At 41.0% G+C, this 26,223-nt stretch carries 21 protein-coding genes; 10 read left to right on the plus strand and 11 right to left on the minus strand.

All coding sequences use genetic code 11. The features are described from left to right. The first annotated feature begins 164 nt into the window (after nt 1-164). A complete protein-coding gene (locus tag Aru01_RS01645) occupies nt 165-1,499 on the plus strand; it encodes an MFS transporter (RefSeq protein ID WP_016657350.1) in 1,335 nt (444 codons plus the stop codon). Nucleotides 1,500-1,604: 105 nt separating this feature from the next. Here Aru01_RS01645 and Aru01_RS01650 read toward each other — a convergent pair whose 3' ends face one another. From Aru01_RS01650 to Aru01_RS01660, 3 genes are read right to left on the minus strand one after another with little or no spacing between them, the layout of a single operon-like run. Beyond that, a complete protein-coding gene (locus Aru01_RS01650) occupies nt 1,605-1,760 on the minus strand; it encodes a tautomerase family protein (RefSeq protein WP_081407208.1) in 156 nt (51 codons plus the stop codon). 16 nt (nt 1,761-1,776) lie between these two features. Continuing rightward, nucleotides 1,777-2,013, minus strand: a complete 237-nt coding sequence (locus tag Aru01_RS01655; protein ID WP_016657349.1) for a tautomerase family protein — start codon at nt 2,011-2,013, stop codon at nt 1,777-1,779. Then, nucleotides 2,004-2,321: a carboxymuconolactone decarboxylase family protein gene (locus tag Aru01_RS01660; RefSeq protein WP_016657348.1), complete on the minus strand. Its 318-nt coding sequence runs from the start codon at nt 2,319-2,321 to the stop codon at nt 2,004-2,006. The genes Aru01_RS01655 and Aru01_RS01660 overlap by 10 nt, the downstream gene beginning before the upstream one ends. A gap of 92 nt (nt 2,322-2,413) precedes the next feature. Between Aru01_RS01660 and Aru01_RS01665 the strand changes: the two genes are divergently transcribed. The 3 genes from Aru01_RS01665 (at nt 2,414) to Aru01_RS01675 (ending at nt 4,693) form a co-directional block, all read left to right on the plus strand. Continuing rightward, nucleotides 2,414-3,304 (plus strand): LysR substrate-binding domain-containing protein, encoded by an 891-nt coding sequence (locus Aru01_RS01665; protein WP_016657347.1) that lies wholly within the window; start codon nt 2,414-2,416, stop codon nt 3,302-3,304. Between the two features lie 168 nt (nt 3,305-3,472). Continuing rightward, the gene (locus Aru01_RS01670; RefSeq protein WP_016657346.1) at nt 3,473-3,970 is read left to right on the plus strand and encodes a GNAT family N-acetyltransferase; all 498 of its coding nucleotides are present in this window, start codon (nt 3,473-3,475) and stop codon (nt 3,968-3,970) included. Between the two features lie 90 nt (nt 3,971-4,060). Next, the gene (locus tag Aru01_RS01675; protein ID WP_155757991.1) at nt 4,061-4,693 is read left to right on the plus strand and encodes a hypothetical protein; all 633 of its coding nucleotides are present in this window, start codon (nt 4,061-4,063) and stop codon (nt 4,691-4,693) included. 185 nt (nt 4,694-4,878) lie between these two features. Here the strand turns inward: Aru01_RS01675 and hemJ are convergent, their stop codons facing one another. From hemJ to Aru01_RS01690, 3 genes are all read right to left on the minus strand, one after another. After that, entirely contained in the window at nt 4,879-5,325 is a 447-nt protein-coding gene (gene hemJ, locus Aru01_RS01680; protein ID WP_016657344.1) for a protoporphyrinogen oxidase HemJ, read from the minus strand. Between the two features lie 29 nt (nt 5,326-5,354). Next, nucleotides 5,355-6,590 (minus strand): beta-ketoacyl synthase N-terminal-like domain-containing protein, encoded by a 1,236-nt coding sequence (locus Aru01_RS01685; RefSeq protein WP_016657343.1) that lies wholly within the window; start codon nt 6,588-6,590, stop codon nt 5,355-5,357. A gap of 203 nt (nt 6,591-6,793) precedes the next feature. After that, nucleotides 6,794-7,579 (minus strand): AraC family transcriptional regulator, encoded by a 786-nt coding sequence (locus Aru01_RS01690; RefSeq protein WP_016657342.1) that lies wholly within the window; start codon nt 7,577-7,579, stop codon nt 6,794-6,796. Between the two features lie 105 nt (nt 7,580-7,684). Here Aru01_RS01690 and Aru01_RS01695 point away from each other — a divergent pair, with 105 nt between their 5' ends. Further along, nucleotides 7,685-8,821, plus strand: coding sequence for an MFS transporter (locus Aru01_RS01695; RefSeq protein WP_016657341.1), 1,137 nt, complete (start codon nt 7,685-7,687; stop codon nt 8,819-8,821). A 9-nt stretch (nt 8,822-8,830) separates the two neighbouring features. On the opposite strand, the gene Aru01_RS01700 is transcribed toward Aru01_RS01695, so the two are convergent. The 5 genes from Aru01_RS01700 to Aru01_RS01720 form a co-directional block, all read right to left on the minus strand. After that, nucleotides 8,831-12,580, minus strand: coding sequence for a DUF4132 domain-containing protein (locus tag Aru01_RS01700; RefSeq protein WP_016657340.1), 3,750 nt, complete (start codon nt 12,578-12,580; stop codon nt 8,831-8,833). Nucleotides 12,581-12,677: 97 nt separating this feature from the next. Further along, the gene (locus tag Aru01_RS01705; protein ID WP_016657339.1) at nt 12,678-14,852 is read right to left on the minus strand and encodes a hypothetical protein; all 2,175 of its coding nucleotides are present in this window, start codon (nt 14,850-14,852) and stop codon (nt 12,678-12,680) included. Beyond that, nucleotides 14,849-15,937 carry a VWA domain-containing protein gene (locus Aru01_RS01710; RefSeq protein ID WP_042111073.1) on the minus strand — a complete coding sequence of 363 codons (1,089 nt, stop codon included), beginning with the start codon at nt 15,935-15,937 and terminating at the stop codon, nt 14,849-14,851. The genes Aru01_RS01705 and Aru01_RS01710 overlap by 4 nt, the downstream gene beginning before the upstream one ends. Nucleotides 15,938-16,019: 82 nt before the next feature. Beyond that, nucleotides 16,020-18,587 (minus strand): DUF5682 family protein, encoded by a 2,568-nt coding sequence (locus Aru01_RS01715; protein WP_016657337.1) that lies wholly within the window; start codon nt 18,585-18,587, stop codon nt 16,020-16,022. Between the two features lie 2 nt (nt 18,588-18,589). After that, entirely contained in the window at nt 18,590-19,687 is a 1,098-nt protein-coding gene (locus Aru01_RS01720; protein WP_016657336.1) for an AAA family ATPase, read from the minus strand. A 416-nt stretch (nt 19,688-20,103) separates the two neighbouring features. On the opposite strand from Aru01_RS01720, the gene Aru01_RS01725 reads away from it, so the two are divergent. From Aru01_RS01725 to tuf, 5 genes are all read left to right on the plus strand, one after another. Further along, on the plus strand, nt 20,104-21,498 hold the full coding sequence (locus Aru01_RS01725) for an EcsC family protein (protein WP_016657335.1): 1,395 nt from the start codon (nt 20,104-20,106) through the stop codon (nt 21,496-21,498). A 153-nt stretch (nt 21,499-21,651) separates the two neighbouring features. Then, nucleotides 21,652-22,026, plus strand: coding sequence for a 30S ribosomal protein S12 (rpsL, locus tag Aru01_RS01730; protein ID WP_000246374.1), 375 nt, complete (start codon nt 21,652-21,654; stop codon nt 22,024-22,026). Between the two features lie 178 nt (nt 22,027-22,204). Then, nucleotides 22,205-22,675, plus strand: a complete 471-nt coding sequence (gene rpsG / locus Aru01_RS01735; protein WP_016657334.1) for a 30S ribosomal protein S7 — start codon at nt 22,205-22,207, stop codon at nt 22,673-22,675. Between the two features lie 127 nt (nt 22,676-22,802). Next, nucleotides 22,803-24,941, plus strand: a complete 2,139-nt coding sequence (gene fusA / locus Aru01_RS01740; RefSeq protein WP_016657333.1) for an elongation factor G — start codon at nt 22,803-22,805, stop codon at nt 24,939-24,941. A 91-nt stretch (nt 24,942-25,032) separates the two neighbouring features. Beyond that, nucleotides 25,033-26,223: an elongation factor Tu gene (gene tuf / locus Aru01_RS01745; RefSeq protein ID WP_016657332.1), complete on the plus strand. Its 1,191-nt coding sequence runs from the start codon at nt 25,033-25,035 to the stop codon at nt 26,221-26,223.

Consider the following 26,223-nt stretch of genomic DNA (forward strand, 5'->3'; position numbering starts at 1 on the left):
GATCGGGTATAAATGACAGCACATCTTAAGCTTATTGGGGTTATCGGATACTTAAGTCCTGATTTTGCCCAATACAAAGATAAGAGTTGAGTGCGAGTCTAAGAAATTTAATCTCTTTTATTTGCCTATATCGATCATTCTCCCTTACATATTACGGTTTCCCCATGGAATATACTGCTCACGCGACTGCATCGGCTAATCCAAACTCTAAGACCCGTGTCTTGTTGGCGAGTTTGATCGGTACGACCATCGAGTTTTTTGATTTTTATATTTACGCTACAGCTGCTGTTCTGGTCTTTCCACATTTATTTTTCCCAGAAAGTAGTGGGAGTGCGGCATTACTACAATCTCTTGCAACCTTTTCTATTGCATTCGTTGCACGTCCTATTGGTGCTGCGGTATTTGGACATTTGGGTGATCGGATTGGGCGTAAAGCAACGCTTGTCGCTGCGCTTTTATTAATGGGGATCTCGACAGTTTGTATTGGTCTATTACCAACTTATGCACAAATTGGCGTTCTTGCTCCGATCCTATTGGCCTTATGTCGTTTGGGACAAGGTTTAGGGCTTAGTGGTGAGTGGAGTGGTGCAGTATTGTTAGCAACAGAAAATGCACCAGAAGGAAAGCGTGCTTGGTATGGCATGTTCCCACAACTTGGTGCACCAATTGGTTTTATTTTAGCAGCTGGTTCTTTTCTATTGTTGGGCGCATTGATGTCTAATGAAGACTTTTTGGCTTGGGGATGGCGTATTCCTTTTATTGCCAGTGCCTTGCTCGTATTTTTGGGTTTATATATACGTTTGAAACTACATGAATCTCCAGCCTTTCAAAAAGTTTTGGATAAGCAAAAGGCATCTAAAGCACCTTTTAAGGAAGTGATTTCATTACACATTCCAAAGTTAATACTTGGAACTTTGGCAACAGTATGTACCTTAGTGCTATTTTATTTGATGACGGTATTTGCTTTGAATTGGGGCACAACAGCACTTGGTTATACACGTGATGCATTCTTGAAAATGCAATTGGTGGCTACGGTGTGTTTTGCTATATGTATTCCTATTTCTGCTCAATTCGCCGAGAAATTTGGTCGAAAAAATACATCTATTTTTATCTGTATCATCGTGATGATATTTGGATTGTCTTTTTCTACTTTATTTGTAGCAAATAACCCAATTTCTGTACTGATCTTTTTATGTTTAGGTCTGAGCATCATGGGCTTAACCTATGGCCCAATTGGTACGATTTTATCTGAAATCTTCCCAATTTCAGTGCGCTATACAGGATCAGCTTTAGCCTATAACTTAGCAAGCATCTTAGGTGCATCATTTGCTCCGCTAATTGCCACCACACTTGCACAAAGTTATGGTATTGGGGCTGTGGGCTATTATTTGTGTGGTGCAGCAGTACTGTCTTTATTGGCCTTTGTCTGTATTCGTGAGACTAAAGAAGAAGAATTCATCAAAGTATCGCTAAACAGCCACTTATCAGTTGAAAAGTGATATGAGCGAAGTGTAGGTGATGCTTTGTTGTACCTTGGCGCTTGAACATGCGCGTCTAACAGCCAGACTTACCTCCGTTTAGGGAGGTGATGGGTGCTGGAGTCGTCATGATGTGGAATGGGTGATTGATTCTAAGTAAAGATCTGCACGTTGAGCATGACCAAAACACCAATCTTCTATTTTATTCTGCACAATCACGAACATAATATCTTGTTCAGGTATATCAAATATTTGATTTAACTGCTTGCTTACATGAAGCATTAAATTTGATTTTTGCTCAGCTGTCCTTACCCGAAGTAATGTATAGCAAAATAAATCGTTCAGTGCGAGCGGTCTTCACCCAATAATCAGGATCCACTAGGATTTGTCCTTGATTAAAGTGTTCAAAGATATGGAAACGATCATTTTTAGGTGTATCAAAAAATTGCTCCATAGCATTTTGCACAATTTTTGACATTTGTAATTTCTGAGCATTGTCATAGGTATAACTGGTAATAAAACGAATCATGGGCATGACCATATCTCCTCAGGCATATGTTCAAGTGCTGAAATGGCTGTTGGTAATCCAACATAAAGAGCAAGATGAGTAATGAGTTCTAAAATTTTTTCTTTAGCAACTCCTTTGTTTAGTGCATTTCTAATATGCCAGTCCAGTTGTGAATAACGTCCCTGTGTGACCAATGTCGAAATCGTGATCAAACATCGAGTTTGTGTATCCAGTGTTTCTCTTTGCCAGATATCATCAAACAAATAGTTTTTACTTAATTCATAAAGTTTGGGGGAAACTTCAAGTAAATTGTTCATATCAATCTTTCTAAACATTTTAAAACTCATATCAAAGGATGTTGTCGTGACTATGAACTCTTGTTATATTTTATAAAATCAAAACTTTTCGAAGTAATAGTTAGGAATTTATGAATAATATAGCAACAGTACCCATAAATCTTGACATGGATGCTTTACGAGCATTTGTAAAAGGAATTGAGTTAGGCAATTTTAATTTAGCAGCACAATATTTGTGTCGTTCTCCAGCAGCAATTAGCGCGCAATTGAAAAAATTAGAACAACAAACAGGCTGCAAATTATTAAGAAAGCAAGGTAGATCATTAGAACTGACTCCAAATGGAGAATTATTATTGAGTTATGCTAAAAATATATTGGAGAACAATGACACTGTGCTTTTAAAACTTAAACAGAACGTGGCGAGTGGAATCATAAAATTTGGCTTACAAGAAGATTTTTCTGAAAGCACATTACAGCAACTTATAGCGCAATTTATGCTGCAGCATCCAAATATTCAATTTCAAATCCAAGTTGATCGTAATTTTAATCTTATTGATAAAGTGAATAAGCAGGAGCTTGATTTAGCTTTAGTTTGGAATCACGGCAGTATGATAAATAACTTTGAGGATTTACAAACACTGAAAACCCAATGGCTGTATTGTCCGAAAGAGAATATTGAAAAAATCCTGAAAGCAAAGACATCAATTCCATTAATATTATTGCAACAGCCATGCCTTCTTAGACAGATGGCCTTACAATTACTCGAAGAAAATGGCATCCCTTGGCATATTGCTTATGAATGTAATTCTGCCCAAGCACTTTGGCCCGCAGTAAGGGCAGGTATAGGTATTAGTTTAAGATCAGTCTTTAATATCCCTTCAGATATCGAGATCTTAGAAGATGAATATTTACCTAAACTGAATCCTTTAACTTATGGCTTATATCTATCAACAGTGAATAAGAAATCAAGTATTGTGCAGAGTTTTCAGAACTATATAAAAGAAAATCTTAAACTAAAATAATCAAGCTGATGATTTCATCCCATCTTTGCGAGGTGGAATGACTTATCCACTCATGTTTAACTATGAACATGTTATATTTTGATTAATCTTTTTAATTTTTAATTGATCTAAACCTTCACTCGTTTGACTGTTATATTGCTCAGCGGAGCAATGAGGAAAATATAAAATATGTTAGACATTGATATTAAAATTTTAAGTGTAAATGAGCTTGAAGATTTTAAAGCAATCAGACTTTCAGCTTTGGAAAAATCTCCAAAAATGTTTGGATCTACATATAGCGCAGAGGTTGGAAAACCACTCATTTTTTTTGAAGCTTGCTTATTAAACTCAACTGTATTTGCAGTTTATCATCAAAATATAATTATAGGCTTAGCTACATTAACACAAGAACTTGGTGCAAAATTTTCACATAAAGTATATCTATCGAGTGTGTTTATTGAGCCTGAATTTCAGCAAAAAGGTGTTGCAAGTAGACTACTTAAAGCGGTCATCGAATATAGCCAAAAACACGTTGAACAAATTTTACTAACAGTTGCTAGTGATAATGAGCCAGCAATTCATCTTTATAAAAAACTTGGGTTTCAAATCTACGGCCTTGAACAAAAAGCCTTGAAAGATGGGAGTGAATATATTGACGAAGTTTTGATGAAGCTTTTTGTGTCTTAGCATTTTATTATATTTATGTAAGTTAAAAAAGTGGAGATGTAGTGAGTTGTTTGCTATACAATTATTTTAACTTTAAGGACATTTTATACAGTGATGCAAAAAAAAATTAATATTTTTAGTTTGATTGTTCTATCTTTTTTTATCTCTCAAACATCTCAGGCTAGTCGCTATAGCGAAGATATGATTGATATATTTGCGACATATTGTAAACCCGTTGAAAGATATAATAATTACGCGTTTAATTCTGATCAATCTAATTGTAATTTACCAAAAGAGTTGCAGCAGGAAGTACTGTATTTAAGCAATTTTGAAAAAGATAATATTTTAATGCTTAAAATTAGAAAAACCTTAAAAGAATGGAACATGACACCGAGTGATATAAAATTTACTTTGGGAAGTTTATATCCACAAGATATTTTTTGGGGGGATGTAATTAGTTCATCAATTGAATTTAATCATAATGGTGAGCGCAAGTTTGTGAGTGTTTTTTATGCTGTATCTACCAACCAATTAGTATTAGGTGAAGCGAAGTGGGTTAAAAAAGGTAATCAGGAAGTTTTTGAACATAAATGGGCAGGTGACTTAGACAATCAGAAAATAATAAATACGATTATCTATTCAGAGTACTTTGGTCGTACAGCTTTACTTTCTCGAGCAATGCCGACGAATTCAAAAGAAAAGATTGATATTCCTAAACTCAAAAAATACTTAAATCTAAATTAGGCATGAGACATTGCTGGAAAAATTTATCATTGACAGGGTATGTAGGCCGTAAATTTTTGAAAGCTACTCCAGAAAGAGGCGAGATAAACTTTGATCAGCTATTTCAGAACAGGACAAACACCTCATAAAAAAAGCCCAAAATGAGTCTGGGCTTTTTTTATGAATTTTAAGCTGATATATCACGATCAAAACTGCGGTTTAACCACTACCAAAATCACAATGGCTAATAAAAGTAAGGTTGGCATCTCATTGAAGAAGCGCCAAAACTTGTGTGACTTGTAATGTGCATTACCAATCAGTTTCTTACGATAGTAGCCACAAACAAAATGATAAATCACCAATAGGCCGACCAAAGCAACTTTAATATAAAACCATGTTGCTTCATGATAGTGCTGAGTTGCATCACCCCAATCGACTAAGAAATGTGCTGTGATCAGGGTTGCAATCATTGCTGGCCACATAATGCCGCGATAGAGCTTGCGCTCCATCACTTCAAAACGTTGGTGGCTGGCGAGGTCATCGCTCATTGCGTGATAAACATAAAGCCGTGGTAAGTAGAACAGTGCAGCAAACCAACAAACCACAGCAATAATATGTAAAGCTTTAACCCAAAGAAAGGCTTCTGAAACCATGGATGAACCTCATGGGGTTCAGCCTATCCTTAAGCATTCGCCCATTTTTTGAAAACGAGACAGGTGTTCACACCGCCAAAACCAAAACTGTTACTCATTACAGTATTCAGTTTTGCATCACGTTTTTCAAGCACAATATCAAAACCTTGAGTACCTTCATCAAGTTCAGTGACATTAATGTTTGGCGCAATAAAGTCATTTTGCATCATGAGGACAGAGTAAATTGCTTCTTGTACACCAGCTGCACCAAGACTATGACCAGTCATTGATTTAGTTGAACTTACTGGAGGTACTTGACCTTCACCAAATGCGCGGCCCATAGCTTTAAGCTCAGTTACATCACCTGCTGGTGTAGAAGTACCATGTGTATTTACATAATCAATTTTTTCTACGCCATGCTGTTTGGCTTCTTCAAGTGCCATCAAGATACAACGTGTTGCACCTTCACCACTTGGAGCAACCATGTCTGCACCATCGCTATTTGCTGCATAAGCAACAACTTCAGCTAGAATATTTGCACCACGTGCTTGTGCATGTTCTAAAGATTCCAGTACAACAAAACCACCACCACCAGCAATCACAAAACCATCACGGTCAGCTGAGTAAGGACGTGAAGCGGTTTCAGGTGCATCATTGTATTTTGAGCTGAGCGCACCCATCGCATCAAACAACAAGCTTTGTGACCAGTGATCTTCTTCACCGCCACCTGCAAGCATAAGGTCTTGCTTGCCAAGTTGAATCATGTTGTACGCATAACCAATTGCATCAGCAGAAGTTGCGCATGCGCTGGTAATTGAGTGAGCGATCCCTTGTAGTTTAAAAGCTACACCAAGGTTTGCTGTAATAGTGTTTGACATATTGCGTGGTACAAAGAATGGGCCTACTTTACGAGCACCTTTTTCTTCAAGTAGTTTAATCATTTCAGCAACAGAAGCTGTTGAGTTACCACCTGATCCCCCAGCGATACCGTAACGTGGGTTACCAGCAAGTTGTTCCGTAGTTAGACCTGCATGTTCAACGGCAGCAGCAGCAGCGTTGTATGCATACATCGCACAGACGCCCATGAAGCGTTTGAGTTTACGGTCAATATGGTCGAATTGTTGTTCTGCTGCAGCACTAACATGACTTTTAAAGTTGAGCTCGGCATAAGTCGGGTTGTGATGTGTACCTGAAATACCATTTTGTAATGAGTGGGTCACATCTTCAAGTGAGTTCCCGATACACGAGTTAATACCCATACCTGTAATAACGACACGACGATTCATGCAAAGTCCTTTATTTTGAAAATTAATAACAGAATTGATGCCATTTAAACGCGTTTTAACATTGACCGCAATGGCGAAAGGTATTGTTTCTATGGTCAATGAGTATGAATGAATATTCTAGCTAAAACCAAAGCCAGCACTGTGTTTGAGGGTGAAATATCTGCCTAAATGATTACCCGTAAATGCACATATTTCTCCAATTTTTAGGGCAGGACTGCTTGTGAACTAGTGCCATGCAGATAGGCTGAAGGGGTAATCCCCGTGATCGATTTAAAAAAATGAATAAATGCACTATCACTAGAAAATTGCAATGCCTCTGCCACAGGACTCACCTTGTTATACAAGGGAAGCAGTTCAAGAGCACGTAAATAACGCCATTGTTTGCGCCATTGTTGAAAACTAAGCCCTGTTTCACGTAAAAAAATCCGGGCGATAGTCTTTTCACTTGCACCTACCTGTTGCGCTAATTGTTTTAATGTTAACAAATACGCCTCTTCTGTGAGTTGGCTTAAGCGCCTGTCTTGTGGGAACTTAAGTGTAACTAATTTGCGCTGTGCGACTGACAACTCATTTAGGCAGACTTGCAGCAAATGATAGAGAACACCTTCCCCCCAATCACTATCAAAAGCACTATAGGAAATACGCTCAAGCAGCTCAATAAGCAAGGTTGTTGCTGCAAATACAGTGATATGTTTAGGAAGACCTGTGATTTGTTCAGTATCAAAGTATACAGAGCGATAGCCTGTTACTTTTTGCATTTCTGCACGGTGCGGTGTATGGGGGGGAATCCATGCAATACATCCAGCGGGAAGAAAGCACAATTGGTCCGTTAAAGTGATTTTAATACTGCCACGTTGAGCATAGAGCAGTTGGCCTTTTTGATGTTGATGTATCCCTGAATCATGCTCTGAGAGTCTGGCCGCAATGCCTATGACCGCGGTATCGAGTTGATCCGGATTAAAAACTGCATCTGCTTCTAACCATGCCATTGCTTGTCCGTTTTTTGATATTTTATGGCTTTAATTATGATATGAATACAATTTATTTTCTACTAAGCTGCCGCTCATTGATATCATGAGGAGAGCAAAGCAGACATGTTGTGGAATAGAACAAGCCTATTGCTTTGTATGCTGTTGATGATGCCGCAGTGGGTTGAGACGATGTATAGTCCGATCTTGACCGAAATTGCTGTGTATTACCAAGTGAGTGCTGAACAAAGTAGTCTAACGTTATCTTTGTATTTTGTGGCATTTGCATTTGGCGTAGTGTTTTGGGGCTATTGTTGTGACCGTTTTGGGCGGCGAACCTCGCTGTTAAATGGCCTATGTGTGTATCTATTGGCTACACTATGGGCTTATTTTAGCAATGAATTTAATCAGTTATTAGCGGCACGCCTACTCGCTGCCTTTTCAATCGCTGTTGCATCGATTGGTACACAAACCATTATTCGTGATCGTTTTAGTGGAAAAGCGTTGGCTCAATTTTTTGCAGTTATCGGTGTATTGATGGCGCTTAGTCCAGGTTTAGGAATGTTTGTCGCAGCACAGCTCACTGAACTTTATGACTACCGTGCTGTGTTTAGCTGTTTAAGTCTTGTTGCGGCAATACTGTTGTTCTGGAGTGCTGTGGACTTAAAAGAGAGTCGGCCCGCAGTGCAAAGTACGGTTGCTTTTACCTCGATACTGGCTCGAATGCTTAGAGATCGACGATTGCTCAATACCGCATTATTGATTGCATTGTTTAACCTAAATTTATTTGCCTACTATCAATTTGCACCTTTTCATTTCCAGCAAATGCAACTCTCAGTTCAGCAGTTTGGTCAAAGCGGCATATTGTTGAGCTTAGGTATTGCTGCTGGAGCATGTTTAAATCACTACTTACTGGCAAAAGGCCGTAGTGAGCGTTTTTTGCTTTATTTGGCCAGTTTTATTTCTTTGGTAGCAGCTTTACTGACACTAATCTTTATACAGATAAAGCATCCTTGGTTTGCATTTGCTGCATTGTTGACTTTAATGGGGTATGCCATTGCGATTCCTAATTTACTGGCAAGTGCTTTGACCGATTATAAAGACTGTGCAGGGCGAGCTGGGGCTTTATTGGGTCTGTTGTACTATAGTTTGTTAGGACTAGGGCTTGTCTTGGCGGGATGGGGACAGCATTTAGGTTGGACTTTATTACTCAGTACGTTCCTTATATTAACCTTCTCCTTGAAAAGGAGAAGGTTAGGTTGAGGATTGTAATTACCAAGGGGTTTTCTTTTCCCACTCTGGGTCAAAGCCGCTACAAGCATCTGCTAACTTGAGATAGTCCGCATAACATTCAGCAAGCAAAATTTTTGGCACATCTTCAAGTAAGATATCAGTACGGTTCCAGTAGCTCTGTCCTGGGCGTGCAAAACGTAGGTCATACACGACAGCCGGAATATTTTCTTCTGGGACATAGCTACCACTAAAACCAATCTGTACCTCTAAGTTGAGGGATTTAAAAGGTTTACTATAGCTATCAAAAGACCCTGCATCTTCGATCGATGTACGCTGATAGCCCATTTTGTTGACTACACCACGTAGTGTAAATGTATCTGTTAACCAACCCTTACGGTCTTCAATTACATCCGCTTTTGGGTGACTAAGTACTGGTAAACGGCGGTCCATTTGCTCAAATAGCGGTTTAACTTTGTAATCCTTGAAGTGCTCAGTCCATTGCTCAGCTTGTTCAGGACCCACCAAAACTGCATGTGAAATTTGTACTTTGCTATCAGCTGCTAGTTCAATTTCATCATCATCTAAGTTGAGTAAACTTCCATCGTCACTCGGGCGGAAATGCTGAATGGAACCATCTGCTGCAAGTTCTAACCAGACTAGACGTTGAATGAGGCGATTCATGATTGGATGAGCAAATAAATACTCCTGCCAATCTGCCACCGACCACTGACGTTCACCACACATGGATTCGTACAGTCGTAGTGTTTGTAAATCAATGACTTGCTTTAATTCTTTTTTACTATTGCTCAATAATGCCTTGGCTTCTTTGATTAGAGCAGGATCATCATTCTGACGTGCAGCAGGTAGGGCTTTAACAACTTTACCTTCTTCATTTTTCAGCACAAACTTATCTTTGTCATCGACATAAGCAGTGAAATGACGGGTGCCATATTCAATCTGTAAAATTCCTTGCTCATCTAGGCCAGCGGTTGGAATAGTCCGATCAGCCAGTTCATCGCTGGTCCAATGGTTACGTTCTGCAATTTCAGCGACGAGCTCACCAGCTAAGCTTTGTACCGATGCAGTGCGATAACGACGAGAGAGTGATAACAGCAATTGAATCATCAAAGGATCATTACTGATGGATAGTGCATGAATCATCGCCTCAATTTGTGCGCGGCGCTGATAATGCTGTTTCATATAATCTTGCAGTTGCTTCACAGCCATACTGCCTTGTGCTGCAAAAGTCAGTGCAAGCATGCCTTTGCTTTTAATCGCAGAGCCAAGATAAGTGGCTAGGTGTTCACGTTTAAGCTCGTCGATCACTTGTTCTAAGGTGATATTGGCATATTCTTCATAGTACTGCGGATAGCGCTTATACCAGTCCTGATAGTTGCTCAGACGGCCTGGGCCTTCTTTGACTGCAAGTTCAGTCGCTTCTTCTAAGCTTGGGCCACGTGTGTCTTGATGAATAAAGCTTTGCAATAAGTGATTGGCCAATTGTTGTTGGCTTTTTTCACTTAAGAGCTGCATATAGCGCTGCAGCAAAGCATTTGGTTTAGGGTCTTTGAGCTTTTCAGCCAAGATCACCCACCATTGAATAATCTCGGGATTTACAGCTTTACCATCTTGCCAAGTACATGCAGGTAATGAACTGAGGTCAAACCAAGTAAAGCTTGCAGATAAACGGCCTTTTAAACCTTGCTCGGCTTCCTTGAGCAAAACTTTGGGTGCAAGATATGCACTGATATCTTGGCCTAATTGCTCAAGCGCAGTCAGTAGTGCAGCACGAACAATTTCTTTTTTCTCTTTTTTAAGTAAGGCATTGAGCGGTTTTACTGCATCTTGAACGTTTAGACGTGCTAACCATTCGATTGCGGTAATACGAATTTCTTGTTTGCCAGAATCAAGCGCTTCAATTGCACGTAAGTGAATACCTGCTAAGCGTTCAAGTGCGCGCTGTGCATCAAAGCGTAAGCGTTTGTTTTCACCTAAAGCCAATTCAAGTAAGCGAGGTACAAACTGCTGTGGGAGTACGGGGAAAGTATTGAGTACTTTAATTGCACTTGATGGCTCTAATTCACGATATTTATTGTCAGAGTTAGACGGTGCAAGTCCCATTGCCTCAGTTAAGAAGTTGATGTTTTCAGCGAAGAATGGCCAGATTTTGTCAGCATCTTGAATATAGTCGTTCAGATCGTTCCAAGCATCCATCAACATCCCTTCAGCAATCATACGCTTACTATTAGGGAAGTTGTTGTTGGCAAGCGCTTGTTCGATATGACGCAATTCAAGCCCCGCCAATTCCTCAGGTTTTAGCAAAGCAAATAATGAGTCCCAGTTGAGGTAATTACGACCATTGAGACCAAATAAGCGTATAGCGTGGTTGAGGTTGAATTGCTCTAGGTTTTTTAGTGAGTTTTGATAAGTAATGATTTTAAAGTCACTATCAAAAGATTTTAGACCTTGTACACCATTGAGATAGCTGACGACACGGGCCAATGAATCAGGCTTAACTTTTTGTAGGTCTTTGTAGTTACGTTGTGCCCAAGTTGACTTGTAGCTACTTTTATCTGATTTATTTTCTTCGATTTCACGTTCTGCTGACTCTCGTGATTTTTCTAAGACCAATTGATAGTTTTGAGCAACGGTTTCAGAGAAACTTTCCGGAATGGTTGCTGTAACTAAAGGTGTACAAGCTGGAATCACCAGTTCTTCTTGTTCAGACGCTGTATCAGCAGATTTTAAGCGCTGCAGGGCAGACATAATGACCTGTTGCACAGATTTTAATTTTTCTTCAGCATGTGCTTGCTCTAAAATCTCGACACAGTTTGGTGAGAAGCGTGCCAGTAGGTCAGCGGAATTACTCCGTTGTTTACTATTGCCCACAGTAAGATAATGAGCAAGATGCTGTTGAATTTCAGCTTCAGGTAATAGACTGAGCATACTGGTTGCTGTATCGCGCGTTCTTTTTGAACTACAGATACTTAGCTGTACCATCAGCTCAGCACTTTGTGCCAAGAGTTCTTTGTGTTTTTTTAGGTACTGCAAGACATTTTCTTGACCTTCAACACCATAATTAGGTGCAGCTTGGTGCAGTTGTGTTAAATGCGTTTTAATATACTCATTACAGTCAGACAGTTTATAGATCACTTCAAGATCATCATGATAGTAGCTACGACTGCTGCGACGTTCAAAAATAAAATCTAAAAGATAAGGGATAAGAGCAGGGTCTTCTTCGGCCAATACTGCCTCAAGTTTAGCCATACTCCAATGTTGTAATAATGTTTTTGATTGGTCTTTTTCACTAAATGAGCGGTTAGACAGTGACGTCACTAAACCATCAATAGCAAAGTAGTGGAACCATTCTGGAAGTGTTGGACAGATGTGGTCTAAATTGCGCTGTTGGGTTGCTGCTGTCATCCACTTACCCATACGAATGATCTGTTCGTTGCTTAGGGTATCAAAGATTTTTTCATATAAAGTTTTTCGTGCGCGATTTGAGCTTTTGGCCAAAGCTTCTTCAGCTTTGCTTAAATTGGCCTGTCCCCAGTAGTAGCCAAAAGTCCCCGGTTTGCCAAGTATTAACCCTGCTTTATCGTCAGGAAGTTGTTGTAAACGCATCAATACATCGACATGCTCACCATTAACAATAAAAGCCATACTGTCTTCAGCAAGGGTTTCATCAATTTTGGCTAGCGGCTCAACAATCTGTTGTAATAATTTACCTTGTGGTTCAGTAAAGTTTTTAAATAAATTGACGATCGATGTAAATAACGTATTTGACATATAGGGTCCTTGTAAGTAGCTGGGGCAAGCGCTTGTAGTTTTTCAAAAGTAAATTAATTTTAAATGAATCCACGTCGATGCCTAGGGCAAAAATAGTCTAGAACGACATGGTTTGACTTTCTAACTCAAAACGATACTGTAAGCGTTGTAGCTGAATGAGCAGATGTCGGCATTGCAGTAAATAATGCGCTAAGTTATTGGTTTTGAGTAATAGATCACATTGCTGTGCAATCAGACTTAAACCCAAATCCTCATACTGTTGGCGATAATGCATCAGTTTTTCTTGATCAAGAGGATCAAGCTGAGCTCGGCCAATATTGGCATAAAATGCCAGCAATCCTTGGCTATGTTGTAACAGTAGTTCAAGTGGTGTGTAGTGAAGACCTGCTTGCCATTGCTTTTTCTGTTTGAGCATTTTTTCAATGCGTCCAGCAATAAGTTCAAAGACATTGGCTTTGGGTGGGCGCGGTGGATAGTGAAAGTCCAAGCTAAAAATACTCAGGCCATCTTTTTTCTCTAAGATTAGACTACATGGGATCAAACGCGCACGTTGTTGACTAAGGTCAATACGAACTAAGGTTGCTACTGGTTTTGAATTAAAGATCAGACTGTTAAAATGTCTTAAGCGATTTTCATAGTTTTTTTCTACAGGCATGCTCAATTTTAAACTCTGCCCATGGCTGTCTATGACTCGACATTCAAAACACTGTTCAAGCTCATTGAGTTCTGGTTTTTCAATTTCCTGATGACGCAGTAAAACATAGCGCTGCGTATTACGGCTTACACTGGAGCTTGGACGGATTAAGGCGTCTAGTTGTTGCCAGTCATTGATGGCCAGACCAGGCTGATCCAGTTGTTCTAAACTAAGTTGTTTAAATTCAGATTTTTCAACAAACCGTGTTTCACTACTCGCACTTAAGCGAGAGTTATCACTCATTTTTGCCTGAGTGAGTTCCAGTTGATGTTGCAGTAAATAATCGACATTACTGCCCCAGATGCCACTTTGAGCAGCACTGTTTTTATCAAAAGTTGTATCTAAATGATTTGCTCGAGCCTGAGTCACTTCATAATGCTGTTTTTGTTCAGCATCCCAATAATAAAGACTCAATCCACGGGCACCACTGTCAAGTTGCCACCATTCACAGCCCAGTGGAATTAAGTGAGCAAATTGTTGCTGTTGATAATCACGCTGTGTACTACCTTTGAGCTGTTTGAGTACTTCAGGCTGTTGCTGATTAGTAATAAGCGCAGCTAAATATGCATAAAAATAAGCGAGTTGATCAAAGACTTGATGTTCATCAACTTGATGATCATCTTCACTTAAAAATTGACGCATGATGCCATGCAGTTGACGTAGTTCAGAAGCAAGACGGGGTAAGTTTTGTGCACGTGCCTGCATATTTAAAATATGTAAGGCAAGGACGGATTCATGTGCAATATGCGAGAGACCCTGACGCATAAAGTGTTGAGTAATCTGTTGTAGCTCACCAATTAAAGCCAGATCTTCGACTTCAAGTTGTACGGGTGCACTTTGTTCTGCTTCTGTCTGAACAAGATCTTCAGGCCAAGACCAAGTTATTGCATGTTGTTGGAACAACTGTGCCAGACAAGCCAAATGTACCGCGGCCTGTTGTTTGCTGGGCAGATCAGAAAGCATACCTGCAAAACCTACAGCAGGGAAAAGTTGAATTTTATGCGGGCTAAATTCAGTTAAGAAGCTGATTTTATCGGCTTGAATCTCAATCTGACAGTGTTCAGGCTGTTGCTGCCAAGCCAAGAAAAATTGATAGGCTAGACGACGTGTAGCTTTTGTGGTTTTTTTTAAAATCGCAGCACTATCCAAAGCTAGAGCGGCATTAAGTGTTTGCTGCTGTGCCTGTACAGGATCAATCGTCGGCTGAACAGGTGCTGCAGCAGGTAGTGTATCTGGGTTGGATGAATCTTCAGTTGTGATATCTGTTGCTACAACAGACGCTGCACTGCCATTAAATTGCTCAGGGTTTTGTTGCATCCATAAGATACTACTCAATATATGTTTACAGCAGCCCTGTGCTGAGCAACTACATTCAGCAGTGGCAATGCCTTGTTGATTTAAATGAACTAGATCCTCTTCAACTTGAAAACTTAATCGTTGTTGTTGATTGATATCTGTATCCAAGAGGCTTTGATATTGAACTTGGTCGAGTGCTTTTTTGGTACGACGAATCAGGCCTGCATTACTATGTAGAGCCAAACTGTCTTCATCATAGTGTAAATAAATCAACCAACTCATTGCATTACCTCGGCAAACCATGTGGCCAAATGTTCTGGGGTCATGGCTGCGATCTCCATACCGCGTTGTTGTAGTTGTCCTGCCATATTATGGTCATAGCAAGGGTTAGCATGTTGGTCGAGTGCAGCAAGACCCAATAATTTACAGCCTTGTTGATGTAAGCTTGCAGTCGTATTCAACATATTTTGCACAGATCCACCTTCTTCAAAGTCACTGATCAGAACTAAAATACTGCGCTGTGGCTGCTTGATTTTGGTTGCACAGTATTGCAAGGCCTGTGCGATATGTGTGCCGCCACCCAATTGAATGGTCAATAAGATTTCAACTGGATCGTGCGCCATATGACTCAGGTCAACGATTTGTGTATCAAATAACACTAAACTCACTTGAACAGCTGGAAGTGCAGCTAAGATGCTGGCGCAAATTGCAGCATACATAATCGAATCCATCATCGAACCACTTTGGTCGACACAGAGCACGATTTCCCAAGGTAAATGCTTTTGTACTCGCGCATTAAAATAAGGCGTTTGAATAATCAGTTTTTGTAAATCAGCTTGGTAATGTTTGAGGTTTTCGCGAATAGTCCGACGCCAATCGAAGTTTTGTGCTTGTTTAATGGGTGAGCGGCGAAAGCGATGACGTCGACCTTGTAATGCTTGCAAAAAGTTAGGACGGATCTTTTCTAACATTTCCGCCACAACTTGAGCAATTAAAGTGCGTATAGCATCTTTCATTTCAGCACTCATATGACCACGCAGGCTCAGTAAAGCCTTTGCTACATTCGGGCTAGGGTCGAGTTGCTGGATATGTTCTGGACGTTTTAATAAGTCTGACATTTGATAGCGTTCAAGTGCATGTTTTTGCATACGCTCAAAAGTCGATTTTGGAAATAACTTACGACCTTGATCGAGCCAGTTAATGGCCGTCAATTGAGAAGCATCTAAACTACCGTGACGGTTCTGTTGTTGAATACCGCGGCGTTTATATTCCTCACGATACAGATAGTCCAGTTGTCGTTCGATTTTTAGTTCTTGGCCTGAGAGCTGGGCCTCAGCTAGATTTTGATCGGCATATCGACCCAGCATCAAACGCCAACGACGTGCTTGATCGAGAGGATCTTGACTCAGCTTTTCATCAGCACCTTGGTCTAGGACAGTCGGGTGTAAATCATGCGTCATGATGAGTTTCCTGTAGCGGAGCTATATGGCTCTCTTGTTTTAACCAGTCGAGTAGATGGTCATCTGCCAGTATTTGTTGGAGCTGTTGATTAAGCGCAACGCCTTCGAGTACTTGTTGTTCACTCAAATGACTAAATACCTGATCCAAAATCACTTCTTGGCTAAGACCTGAAAGCTCTGCAATGCGCTCTGCAATTTGTCGCGTTTGCTTCGGATTGAACTGACTAAAGGCAAAACGTAAGTCTGGCAGAATGCGAATAAAGAGGTCATCAGACCATTGGTTCACCAGTTGGAACAGCGCATCAATGGCAATATGAGATTGCACAAAAATCTCAGGGGCAATGTGCAACATCCCTTGCAAATACTGCACAGCCTCTTCTGCATCACTGCCAGTTGCGAAGCTCAGCTGTAATTCATCGGTGAGCTCTTGCTGTTGAATGTACTGATCTAAAAAACGAAGTACATCTACAGCACCTTTAAGTTTACTGAGATGGTTCTGACGCAGTTGATCAAGATCAATCTGTTGATACATCAAAGGTAGTAATTGTATTGCTGTAGTTTTCAACTGTTCATCAGTAAGCTGTGGTGCAATTTGTTGTTGCACGTTAATGATGTGTTCGTGCAAGTGCTTGAGATGCTTTAGGTTATCCTCTATTTTTTCTTCATGACTATCATAAAGTTGATCGAGCAGATAACAGGCTTGTTGCAGTGCTAAAATCAGACTGTGTTGTAGCTGCTGTTCGGGTAGTTGCAGTAACTGACGGCCATGCCAGAGATAATACAGCTGCTGTGCAGCAGAAATCACCGAACCTAGGTTTTGATCACTTTGTAAAAATTGCTCAAGTTGCTGATTAAGCACTTCAAGCTGTTGCTTAAGTCCTAAGCGACAGGCCAGAGCAAGTAATTTAGCCGTTTCTACAGCAGATTGACCTAGACCTTGGCTTTGATTGTGATCCTGTTGTAGAACCAACTTTCGTATCGCAATTTTTTCGAGTTGATCACCTTGTTCAGACAATTCAATTAAACGTGCTTCAACACTAGGTGTCCAAGCATAGCGCCATTCTTCAAACAGTAAATCCAGTCCAGCACCTAAGACGTAGTCGGGGCCAGAGAGACGCTGTGCAAATCCACAGTCGACATAGTTGAGTAGATGTAAAAATTGACTAATCTGTTGATGCAGCGGCTTACGGTAAACATCGAGTTTACGTTGTCGTTTTAACGTGTCTGTTAAGTTAAAGCGGAATTTACTGATCTGTTGGTAAACATTGTCCACTAGAGCTGGGCGATGCTGGTCTGGCGGAACCTGACCTAATGCTTGTCCACCTAAAAATAGATAAATCTGCTGAAATAAGTGCTGTTGACCATCTTCAAGCTCACCTTTGACTAAAGCACTTTGTAGCGCATCGAGTAAGTCGTAACGACTAGGGCGATAATGCCCACGTAACTCAGCCAATTGCCATGCTATTTCCGCTGTGTGTTTAATCGCAAGAAATGTGTTGATGTCTAAGCATTTTTCGCTATCTAAATGATGGCAAAGCTGACTGAGATAGCAGAGCAGATTGTGTTCAAGTTGTGGTTGTAATTCTGTATCAGCCCCAACTTGATTAAGTTCCTGCCATAACTGTTGATAATACGCTGGTGAGGGCATCCCTGAGGCATAGCCATTGAGGGCGTCAAGGCGGTCAAAGCTGTAACGGATCAGCCAAGCTTGTTCTTGCCAATTGGCTTGGGTTGCTTTGAGTTGATGGCGTTGGGTGTTTTTTTGACTCAGTAACTCAATCAGGGCGAGGGTATGGAAGCCACCTGTGATGACAAGAATACGGTGTTCAGGTGCGATCGCGGCTTCAATGTGTTGCCACATACAATCTTCACGATGCAATGAACCATCTTGTAATAGTACATCTGTTTCATAGTCTAAACGGGCGAAGGCACACCAACTAAATACTTCATTAAAAAAGTTTTCCGCTTGAGCAAGTTGATGAGCTGGCTGTAATTCAAAGAGATGATCCCAGAGTTCATCATGATTACGGCAGTGTAAGCGCTGTGCTAAACGTTGGATATATTGGCTATGTGCTAAATAGCGTTCAGACATTAAGGAGCGTTGAGCAATATCAAGTTTTTGAGACTGATCAAGTGCACTTTGTTTCGCCCATGATAGATCAATAAACTTTAGCTCAGCGCCTATCGCTTTAGCTTGTTGTAGTGCAACCCATTCTGGTGAGTACTGACAAAATGGAAAATAGGCCGAGGCTAAGTTAGGTTGTTGATCCTCTGATTCACTGGTCTTTTGTGCAGGACGAGCCTGAGCAAAGATCGCAACTGGTGGTGCTGTATCTTGATTAAGTAAACTTGGCAGTAAAAAATCAAAACTGTCAGGTCCTTCGATGAGGATGTGCGTTGGTTTGAGCTGTTCAATATAGTGTTGTAGTGCATAGGCACATGCTGGACTATGGTGACGAACTGGTGCAAAAAATATATTTTGCAAAGCCAGTTGCTCTTTAGCCTGCATCGCTTGTGTTAAACGTTCAGGCCAGATGGCATTTTGAGTATCTGTCATGCTTAGAACTCACGAGCAGCCTGATAAAATGCTTTCCAGTCCGAGTCTTGGCGCGCGCGTTCTTTGGCTACTGTGTCGATATAGTATTTCAAACGTTTAACATCATCAGGGTTATCTTTAAAGACAACCCCCAATAATTGTTGAGCAATATTTTCAGCACGCAGTACGCCATCACCTAAGTAAATTGCTTGTAAGCCTGCTGCATGGGCAATATTCACAGCTTCAGCGGTAGACATTACTGCATCAGGTGTTTTTAAGTTGGCGCCTTGTAGACTTTGTCCTGTACGCAATTCATTAAATATGGTCACTAAAAGTTCAATAACAGGCAGCTTGATTTGCAGCTCACTATGCAACTCAGCCAACTGTTGTTTGAGTTGTAGTTGAACCAATTCGATTTCAAATGCTCGATCTTGGATTGGTTTTACAGTCTCAAAGTTAAAACGACGTTTCAGTGCCGAAGACATTTCGTGTACACCGCGGTCACGTAAGTTGGCAGTAGCGATAATATTAAAACCTTGTTGTGCATAAAGGCTGTAATCTTGGCCCATCTCAGGAATCATCATTTGTTTTTCAGACAACAATGACACAAGTACATCTTGTATTTCAGCAGGGCAGCGGGTGATTTCCTCAAAACGAGCAATATGACCTTGGCGCATTGCATGGAAAATTGGTGAGGCGATAAGGGATTTTTCTGAAGGGCCTTCTGCGAGAAGTAAAGCATAGTTCCATGAATATTTAATATGGTCTTCAGTTGTTCCTGCCGTGCCTTGTACTGTGTATTGTGAGCTACCACTTATCGCTGTACTGAAAAGCTCAGAAAGCATCGATTTTGCGGTACCTGGTTCACCTACAAGCATAAGACCTTGATTTCCCATCAAAGTAACAAGTGCTCTGTCGACCAAGGCATCATCGCCATAAAACTTTTTTTGAATATCGAGTGTCGCATCACCTAAGATAAAACGACGTACTGCGTGGGCAGAAAGTTTCCAACCCTGAGGTTTGCGTCCTTTGTCTTGTTCCTGAAGACGTTGTAATTCATCTTGATATTTTTGTTCAGCGCTAAGTTTAAGTTGATTTGAAGGCAAAGTGTTTGAAGTCATGTGTAGGCTATATAAGTTAAATCTAGGGTTGAAATCATAATAACAGCAGTTGAGAAAATAAACAGATGCTAAAAAACATACTGCGACAAGTTGTGTCAGAGTGGAATAAAGGTGTTAAATGTAGCTGCAGTCTAAGTTTATTAATTGACTTTTTTACAAAAAAAGTCCAGTTTAGTTAGCGAATATTCCCATTTTTATGATGGCATTCTTCAATAGATGGCACTCAGTTTGTTGAGCCTTTCCCCGTATCGTGGGAGCTCTTAACGTTGCTGCAGGATCAGTGTTTAATTAAGATGAGCTAATTTTGCAGTTATCCCTTGGATCAGTTAAGTGCTTTAAAAGTCAAAACACTTTGTAATATCAACGGATGCCAATGAAACTTTTAAAAATAAGTAAAATATTGCAGAGAGGTATATATGTCGAAGTCAGCATCTCAAGCATCAGGTCTTTTAGATTCAGCAATTTCATTTGCAAAAAAAATTACGCAGTCTGGTGTTGAAACACTTAATCATTTCTCTCCTGCAGTGACACCATTGGATCAGGCACCTGATCAGCGATCGTCCATCGAAGGGCAGGCGCGTAATACTTATAATTTTGATAAAAAAAATTATGCCCAACCGCAACATATGATTCGTGAGCATTTACCTCGAATATCGAGTCAAATTTTAGGCAAACATTATAGTCGTATGAGCAAGTTCGGGCAGATGATTTCACCTGAGTTAAATGAAAAGGTGGCGAATTATTTCTTTGAATATTTAAATGAATGGGTATCTAAACAAAGTGCAGTTGCGGACTTGCTTGAAGAAGTCGGGGCTAAAAACCTTGCTGAGCTACGTCAGGATATGCAGCGCTCACAACGAATTAGTTTGGCCTTAAGTAATCAAAATAAAGTTATTGCCGCTGTATTAGGTGCAGTCACGGGTGCTACAGGTGTTGTCGGGGCTGCGGTGGATGTGCCGACGTCCTTACTGCTGGCACTAAAAAGCATCTATCAAACGGGTCGGGCCTATGGCTTTGAATTAAATGCTGAAGATTACAACGTTGTTGAATATATTTTTAAGCATGTCGATATGGGAAGCGTGGCTGAAAAGCAGGCTTTATTGGCAGCCATTAGAGCATTTTCACAGATGTTGGTCTCCCATGATTTAAGCCAGTTACAGCAGTTAATGGGTTCAAGTAATGATTTGGCACCACTTAAGGCATGGTTAAGCAATAGTAAACATGTTCCTACATGGCTTCAATCTGAGCCAACAGATGAGTGGAGTGCGCTTTCCGTATTGGCTAAGTTCACGCCAGTTTTTGGGATGGGAGTGGGGGCGCTATATAGTTGTCACTTAGTTACTGATGCAACAAATAAGGCTCAGGAAATATTTTCTGAAGCACGTGAGTATTTACATCGCCATCCTGAACACGATCTAGATCCTTTATCAGCATATTTGGCACAACAACATAACCGTATTAAAAGTATTAATACACTACAAAATGTTGCGCAAAAAGAGCAGGGTCATCCTGAAGCATTGACTGATCATGCGCCTGATCGCATTGAACCTGTAGAGGATTTAACAATAGTCACTGAAAGTAAGCCAACAGAGGCCACAAGTGAAACTCAGGAATCCTCGTCTGAGCTCGATGTAAAAAATGGGGCCGTAAATTCAGAAAAATCGCAAGAAAAGCCGAAACTTGTAGCACAGGAAGCAAACAAAACAATTCAAGCAGAGTCTGAGCAGCCCGCTGACAAAACCAAAGCAACGACAACAAAAACAACACGTAAACGTGCAGTTAAAAAGCCAACAGATACACCTAAAAACTAGTATTTTTATGCCGAACTCCTCGCAAAAATCAATAGACTGTACTGCATATTTTGCACTTACGGTCTGTTGACCATTTATCCTTCTTCGCTTACAATTGCATGCCGCCAAAAAGTCGTCTTTTTGGTGGTTTTTTAACAACGGGAGAATTGCCATATGGCAACAACAAATCAGCTGATCCGTAAGGGTCGTACAACTTTGGTTGAAAAATCAAAAGTTCCTGCGTTGAAGGCTTGCCCACAACGTCGTGGTGTGTGTACACGTGTTTATACAACTACACCTAAAAAACCTAACTCAGCAATGCGTAAAGTTTGCCGTGTTCGCTTAACTTCAGGTTTTGAAGTTTCTAGCTACATCGGTGGTGAAGGTCATAACCTACAAGAGCACAGTGTTGTTCTTATCCGTGGTGGTCGTGTTAAAGACTTACCAGGTGTACGTTACCATACCGTTCGTGGTTCTTTAGACTGTGCTGGCGTGAAAGATCGTAACCAGTCACGTTCTAAATACGGTGCTAAACGTCCTAAGAAATAATCTTAGGCTTTAGAACTGCAATCCTTTATCGTCTCGCTTGTTTGATTGCTGCATACAGATTTTTTAAAATTTGGTTTGTAAAAATTCAAGCGACGTGTAGTAAGGCCAGCGAACGGTACATGACACTTTGTACTACTGCTGGATTATCCTGAAGTGTCATATTTATAGGTGTATTAAAATGCCAAGACGTCGCGTAGTCGCTGCCCGTGAAATCCTTCCGGATCCTAAGTTCGGCAGCCAAACCATCGCTAAGTTCATGAACCACGTAATGCAAGATGGTAAAAAATCAATTGCTGAAAGTATCGTTTACGGTGCTTTAGACCGCGTTCAAGAAAAAAATAAAGTAGACCCAGTTGAATTTTTCGAGACTACTCTTGAAAAAGTTCGTCCAATGGTCGAAGTTAAAGCACGCCGTGTTGGTGGTGCTACTTATCAAGTACCTATGGAAGTGCGCCCATCCCGTCGTACTGCCCTAGCAATGCGTTGGTTGGTAGATGCTGCTGCTAAGCGTTCTGAAAAAACGATGGCTCTGCGTTTAGCTGGTGAGTTGCTTGATGCAGCTGAAGGCAAAGGTTCAGCGATCAAAAAACGTGAAGATGTGCACCGTATGGCTGAAGCCAACAAAGCCTTCTCTCACTATCGCTTCTAAGCGGTTAAAGCAGGCCTTATTCAGGAGATGGCACGACTTGTCACAAGCTTGTCATCAATTCGCTTTAAGTTGCTATGCAGCTTAAAGCGTCCTGTTTTAGACAACAAATTTAGGAATGCTAGAAATCATGGCACGTCAAACCCCAATTTCTCGTTACCGTAACATTGGTATCTCTGCGCACATTGACGCAGGTAAAACTACTACATCTGAACGTATTTTGTTCTATACCGGTGAGAGCCATAAACTTGGTGAAACTCATGAAGGTTCTGCAACTACGGACTGGATGGAACAAGAACAAGAGCGTGGGATTACAATTACCTCAGCAGCTGTAACATGCTTCTGGAAAGGTATGGCTAATCAATACGATCAACACCGTATTAACGTAATCGACACCCCGGGACACGTTGACTTCACGATCGAAGTTGAGCGTTCTATGCGTGTACTTGATGGTGCGTGCATGGTGTACTGTGCTGTAGGTGGTGTACAGCCTCAGTCTGAAACAGTATGGCGTCAAGCGAACAAATACGGCGTGCCGCGTATTGCGTTCGTAAACAAAATGGACCGTACTGGTGCAAACTTCCTACGCGTTGTTGAGCAAATGAAAACACGTTTAGGCGCGAATCCTGTGCCTATCGTATTGCCTATCGGTGCTGAAGATACCTTCACTGGTGTTATCGACCTGATTGAAATGAAAGCTATCATTTGGGATGAAGCGACTCAAGGTATGAAGTTTGAGTATGCTGAAATTCCTGCTGATCTCGTTGAGTTAGCAAATGAATGGCGTACAAACATGGTTGAAGCTGCGGCTGAAGCGACTGAAGCTTTGATGGACAAATACCTTGAAGAAGGTGAGTTGACCAAAGAAGAAATCACTCAAGGTCTTCGTGCACGTACATTGGCAGCTGAAATTCAGCCTGCTATGTGTGGTTCTGCATTCAAAAACAAAGGTGTTCAACGTATGTTGGATGCTGTAATTGAATTCTTACCTGCACCGACTGATATTCCTGCTGTTAAAGGGATCTTAGACGATAAAGCTGAAACTGAAGCAACTCGTGAAGCATCTGATGAAGCTCCGTTCTCTGCGTTGGCATTCAAAATCATGAATGACAAATTCGTAGGTAACTTGACCTTCGTTCGTGTTTACTCTGGCGTATTGAAAGCAGGTAGCCCTGTTTATAACCCAGTGAAAATGAAGCGTGAACGTATTGGTCGTATCGTACAGATGCATGCTAATGATCGTCAGGATATCGAAGAAATTCGTGCTGGTGACATCGCGGCTTGCGTAGGTCTAAAAGATACAACTACTGGTGATACGCTTTGTGATGAATCAAATGTCATTACACTTGAGCGTATGGAGTTCCCAGAGCCAGTAATTCAATTGGCTGTAGAACCAAAAACTAAAGCTGACCAAGAAAAAATGTCAGTTGCTTTAGGTCGTTTGGCTAAAGAAGATCCTTCATTCCGTGTATTCACTGACGAAGAATCAGGTCAAACAATCATCGCTGGTATGGGTGAACTTCACCTTGACATCATCGTTGACCGTATGAAGCGTGAATTCAGCGTTGAAGCGAACATTGGTAAACCAATGGTTGCTTACCGTGAAACGATCAAGAAAACAGTTGAACAAGAAGGTAAATTTGTTCGTCAAACTGGTGGTAAAGGTAAGTTTGGTCACGTATACGTACGTCTTGAGCCGCTTGATGTTGAAGAAGCTGGTAAAGAATACCAATTCGTTGAAGAAGTTGTTGGTGGTGTAGTACCTAAAGAATTCTTCGGCGCAGTTGACAAAGGTATTCAAGAACGTATGAAGAATGGTGTCTTGGCTGGTTACCCTGTTGTGGGTATTAAAGCGACATTGTTTGATGGTTCTTACCACGACGTCGACTCTGATGAATTGTCGTTCAAAATGGCTGGTTCTTATGCATTCCGTGATGGTTTCATGAAAGCAGATCCTATCCTTCTTGAACCAATCATGAAAGTTGAAGTGGAAACTCCTGAAGACTACATGGGCGATATCATGGGTGACTTAAACCGTCGTCGTGGTATGGTTCAAGGTATGGACGACCTACCTGGTGGTACTAAAGCTATTCGTGCTGAAGTTCCATTAGCTGAGATGTTTGGTTACGCGACTCAAATGCGTTCTATGTCTCAAGGCCGTGCAACTTACTCAATGGAATTTGCTAAATACGCAGAAACTCCACGTAACGTTGCTGAAGGAATTATTGCTAAGTTCCAAACTGGCGGTAAAAAAGGTGACGACGAGTAATCTTTCGATTACTATAAGCCCAAACCAAATTTGAGTTGAAAACTAGTGCTCATGAGAGATCCTCATGAGCAGTTCATAAAGGAAGATCATCATGGCTAAAGCCAAGTTTGAACGTAATAAACCACACGTTAACGTGGGTACAATTGGTCACGTTGACCATGGTAAAACAACTTTGACAGCTGCGATTGCAACTGTTTGTGCAAAAACATTCGGTGGTGAAGCGAAAGATTACTCTGCAATCGATTCTGCACCAGAAGAAAAAGCACGTGGTATTACAATTAATACTTCACACGTAGAATACGATTCTCCAACTCGTCACTACGCTCACGTAGACTGCCCAGGTCACGCCGATTATGTTAAAAACATGATTACTGGTGCTGCGCAAATGGACGGTGCTATTCTTGTATGTTCAGCGACTGATGGTCCTATGCCACAAACTCGTGAGCACATCTTGCTTTCACGTCAGGTTGGTGTACCTTACATCATCGTATTCTTGAACAAATGCGACATCGTTGATGACGAAGAGTTAATCGAATTAGTAGAAATGGAAGTTCGTGAACTTCTTTCTACTTATGACTTCCCAGGTGATGACACTCCTGTAATCCGTGGTTCTGCTCTTGCTGCGTTAAACGGCGAAGACAACCAATACGGCGTTCCAGCAGTTCTTTCATTGGTTGAAGCACTTGACTCTTATATCCCAGAGCCAGAGCGTGCAATCGACAAAGAATTCTTGATGCCAATCGAAGACGTATTCTCAATTTCAGGTCGTGGTACAGTTGTAACTGGCCGTGTTGAAACTGGTATCGTTAAAGTAGGCGAAGAAGTTGAAATCGTTGGTATTAAAGATACAGTTAAAACAACTGTAACTGGCGTTGAAATGTTCCGTAAACTTCTTGACGAAGGTCGTGCGGGCGAGAACTGTGGTATCTTGCTTCGTGGTACTAAGCGTGAAGACGTTCAACGTGGTCAAGTATTGGCTAAACCAGGTGCGATCAAACCGCATACTAAATTCGACGCAGAAGTATACGTACTTTCTAAAGACGAAGGTGGCCGTCATACTCCATTCCTAAACGGTTACCGTCCACAGTTCTACTTCCGTACAACTGACGTAACTGGCGCGATCGCTCTTAAAGATGGCGTTGAAATGGTTATGCCTGGTGACAACGTTGAAATGTCAGTAGAATTGATCCACCCAATCGCAATGGACGCAGGTCTACGTTTTGCGATCCGTGAAGGTGGTCGTACAGTAGGTGCTGGTGTTGTTGCTAAAGTAACTGCATAA

This window comes from Acinetobacter rudis (assembly GCF_000829675.1).
In the GTDB taxonomy this organism is placed as follows: domain Bacteria; phylum Pseudomonadota; class Gammaproteobacteria; order Pseudomonadales; family Moraxellaceae; genus Acinetobacter; species Acinetobacter rudis.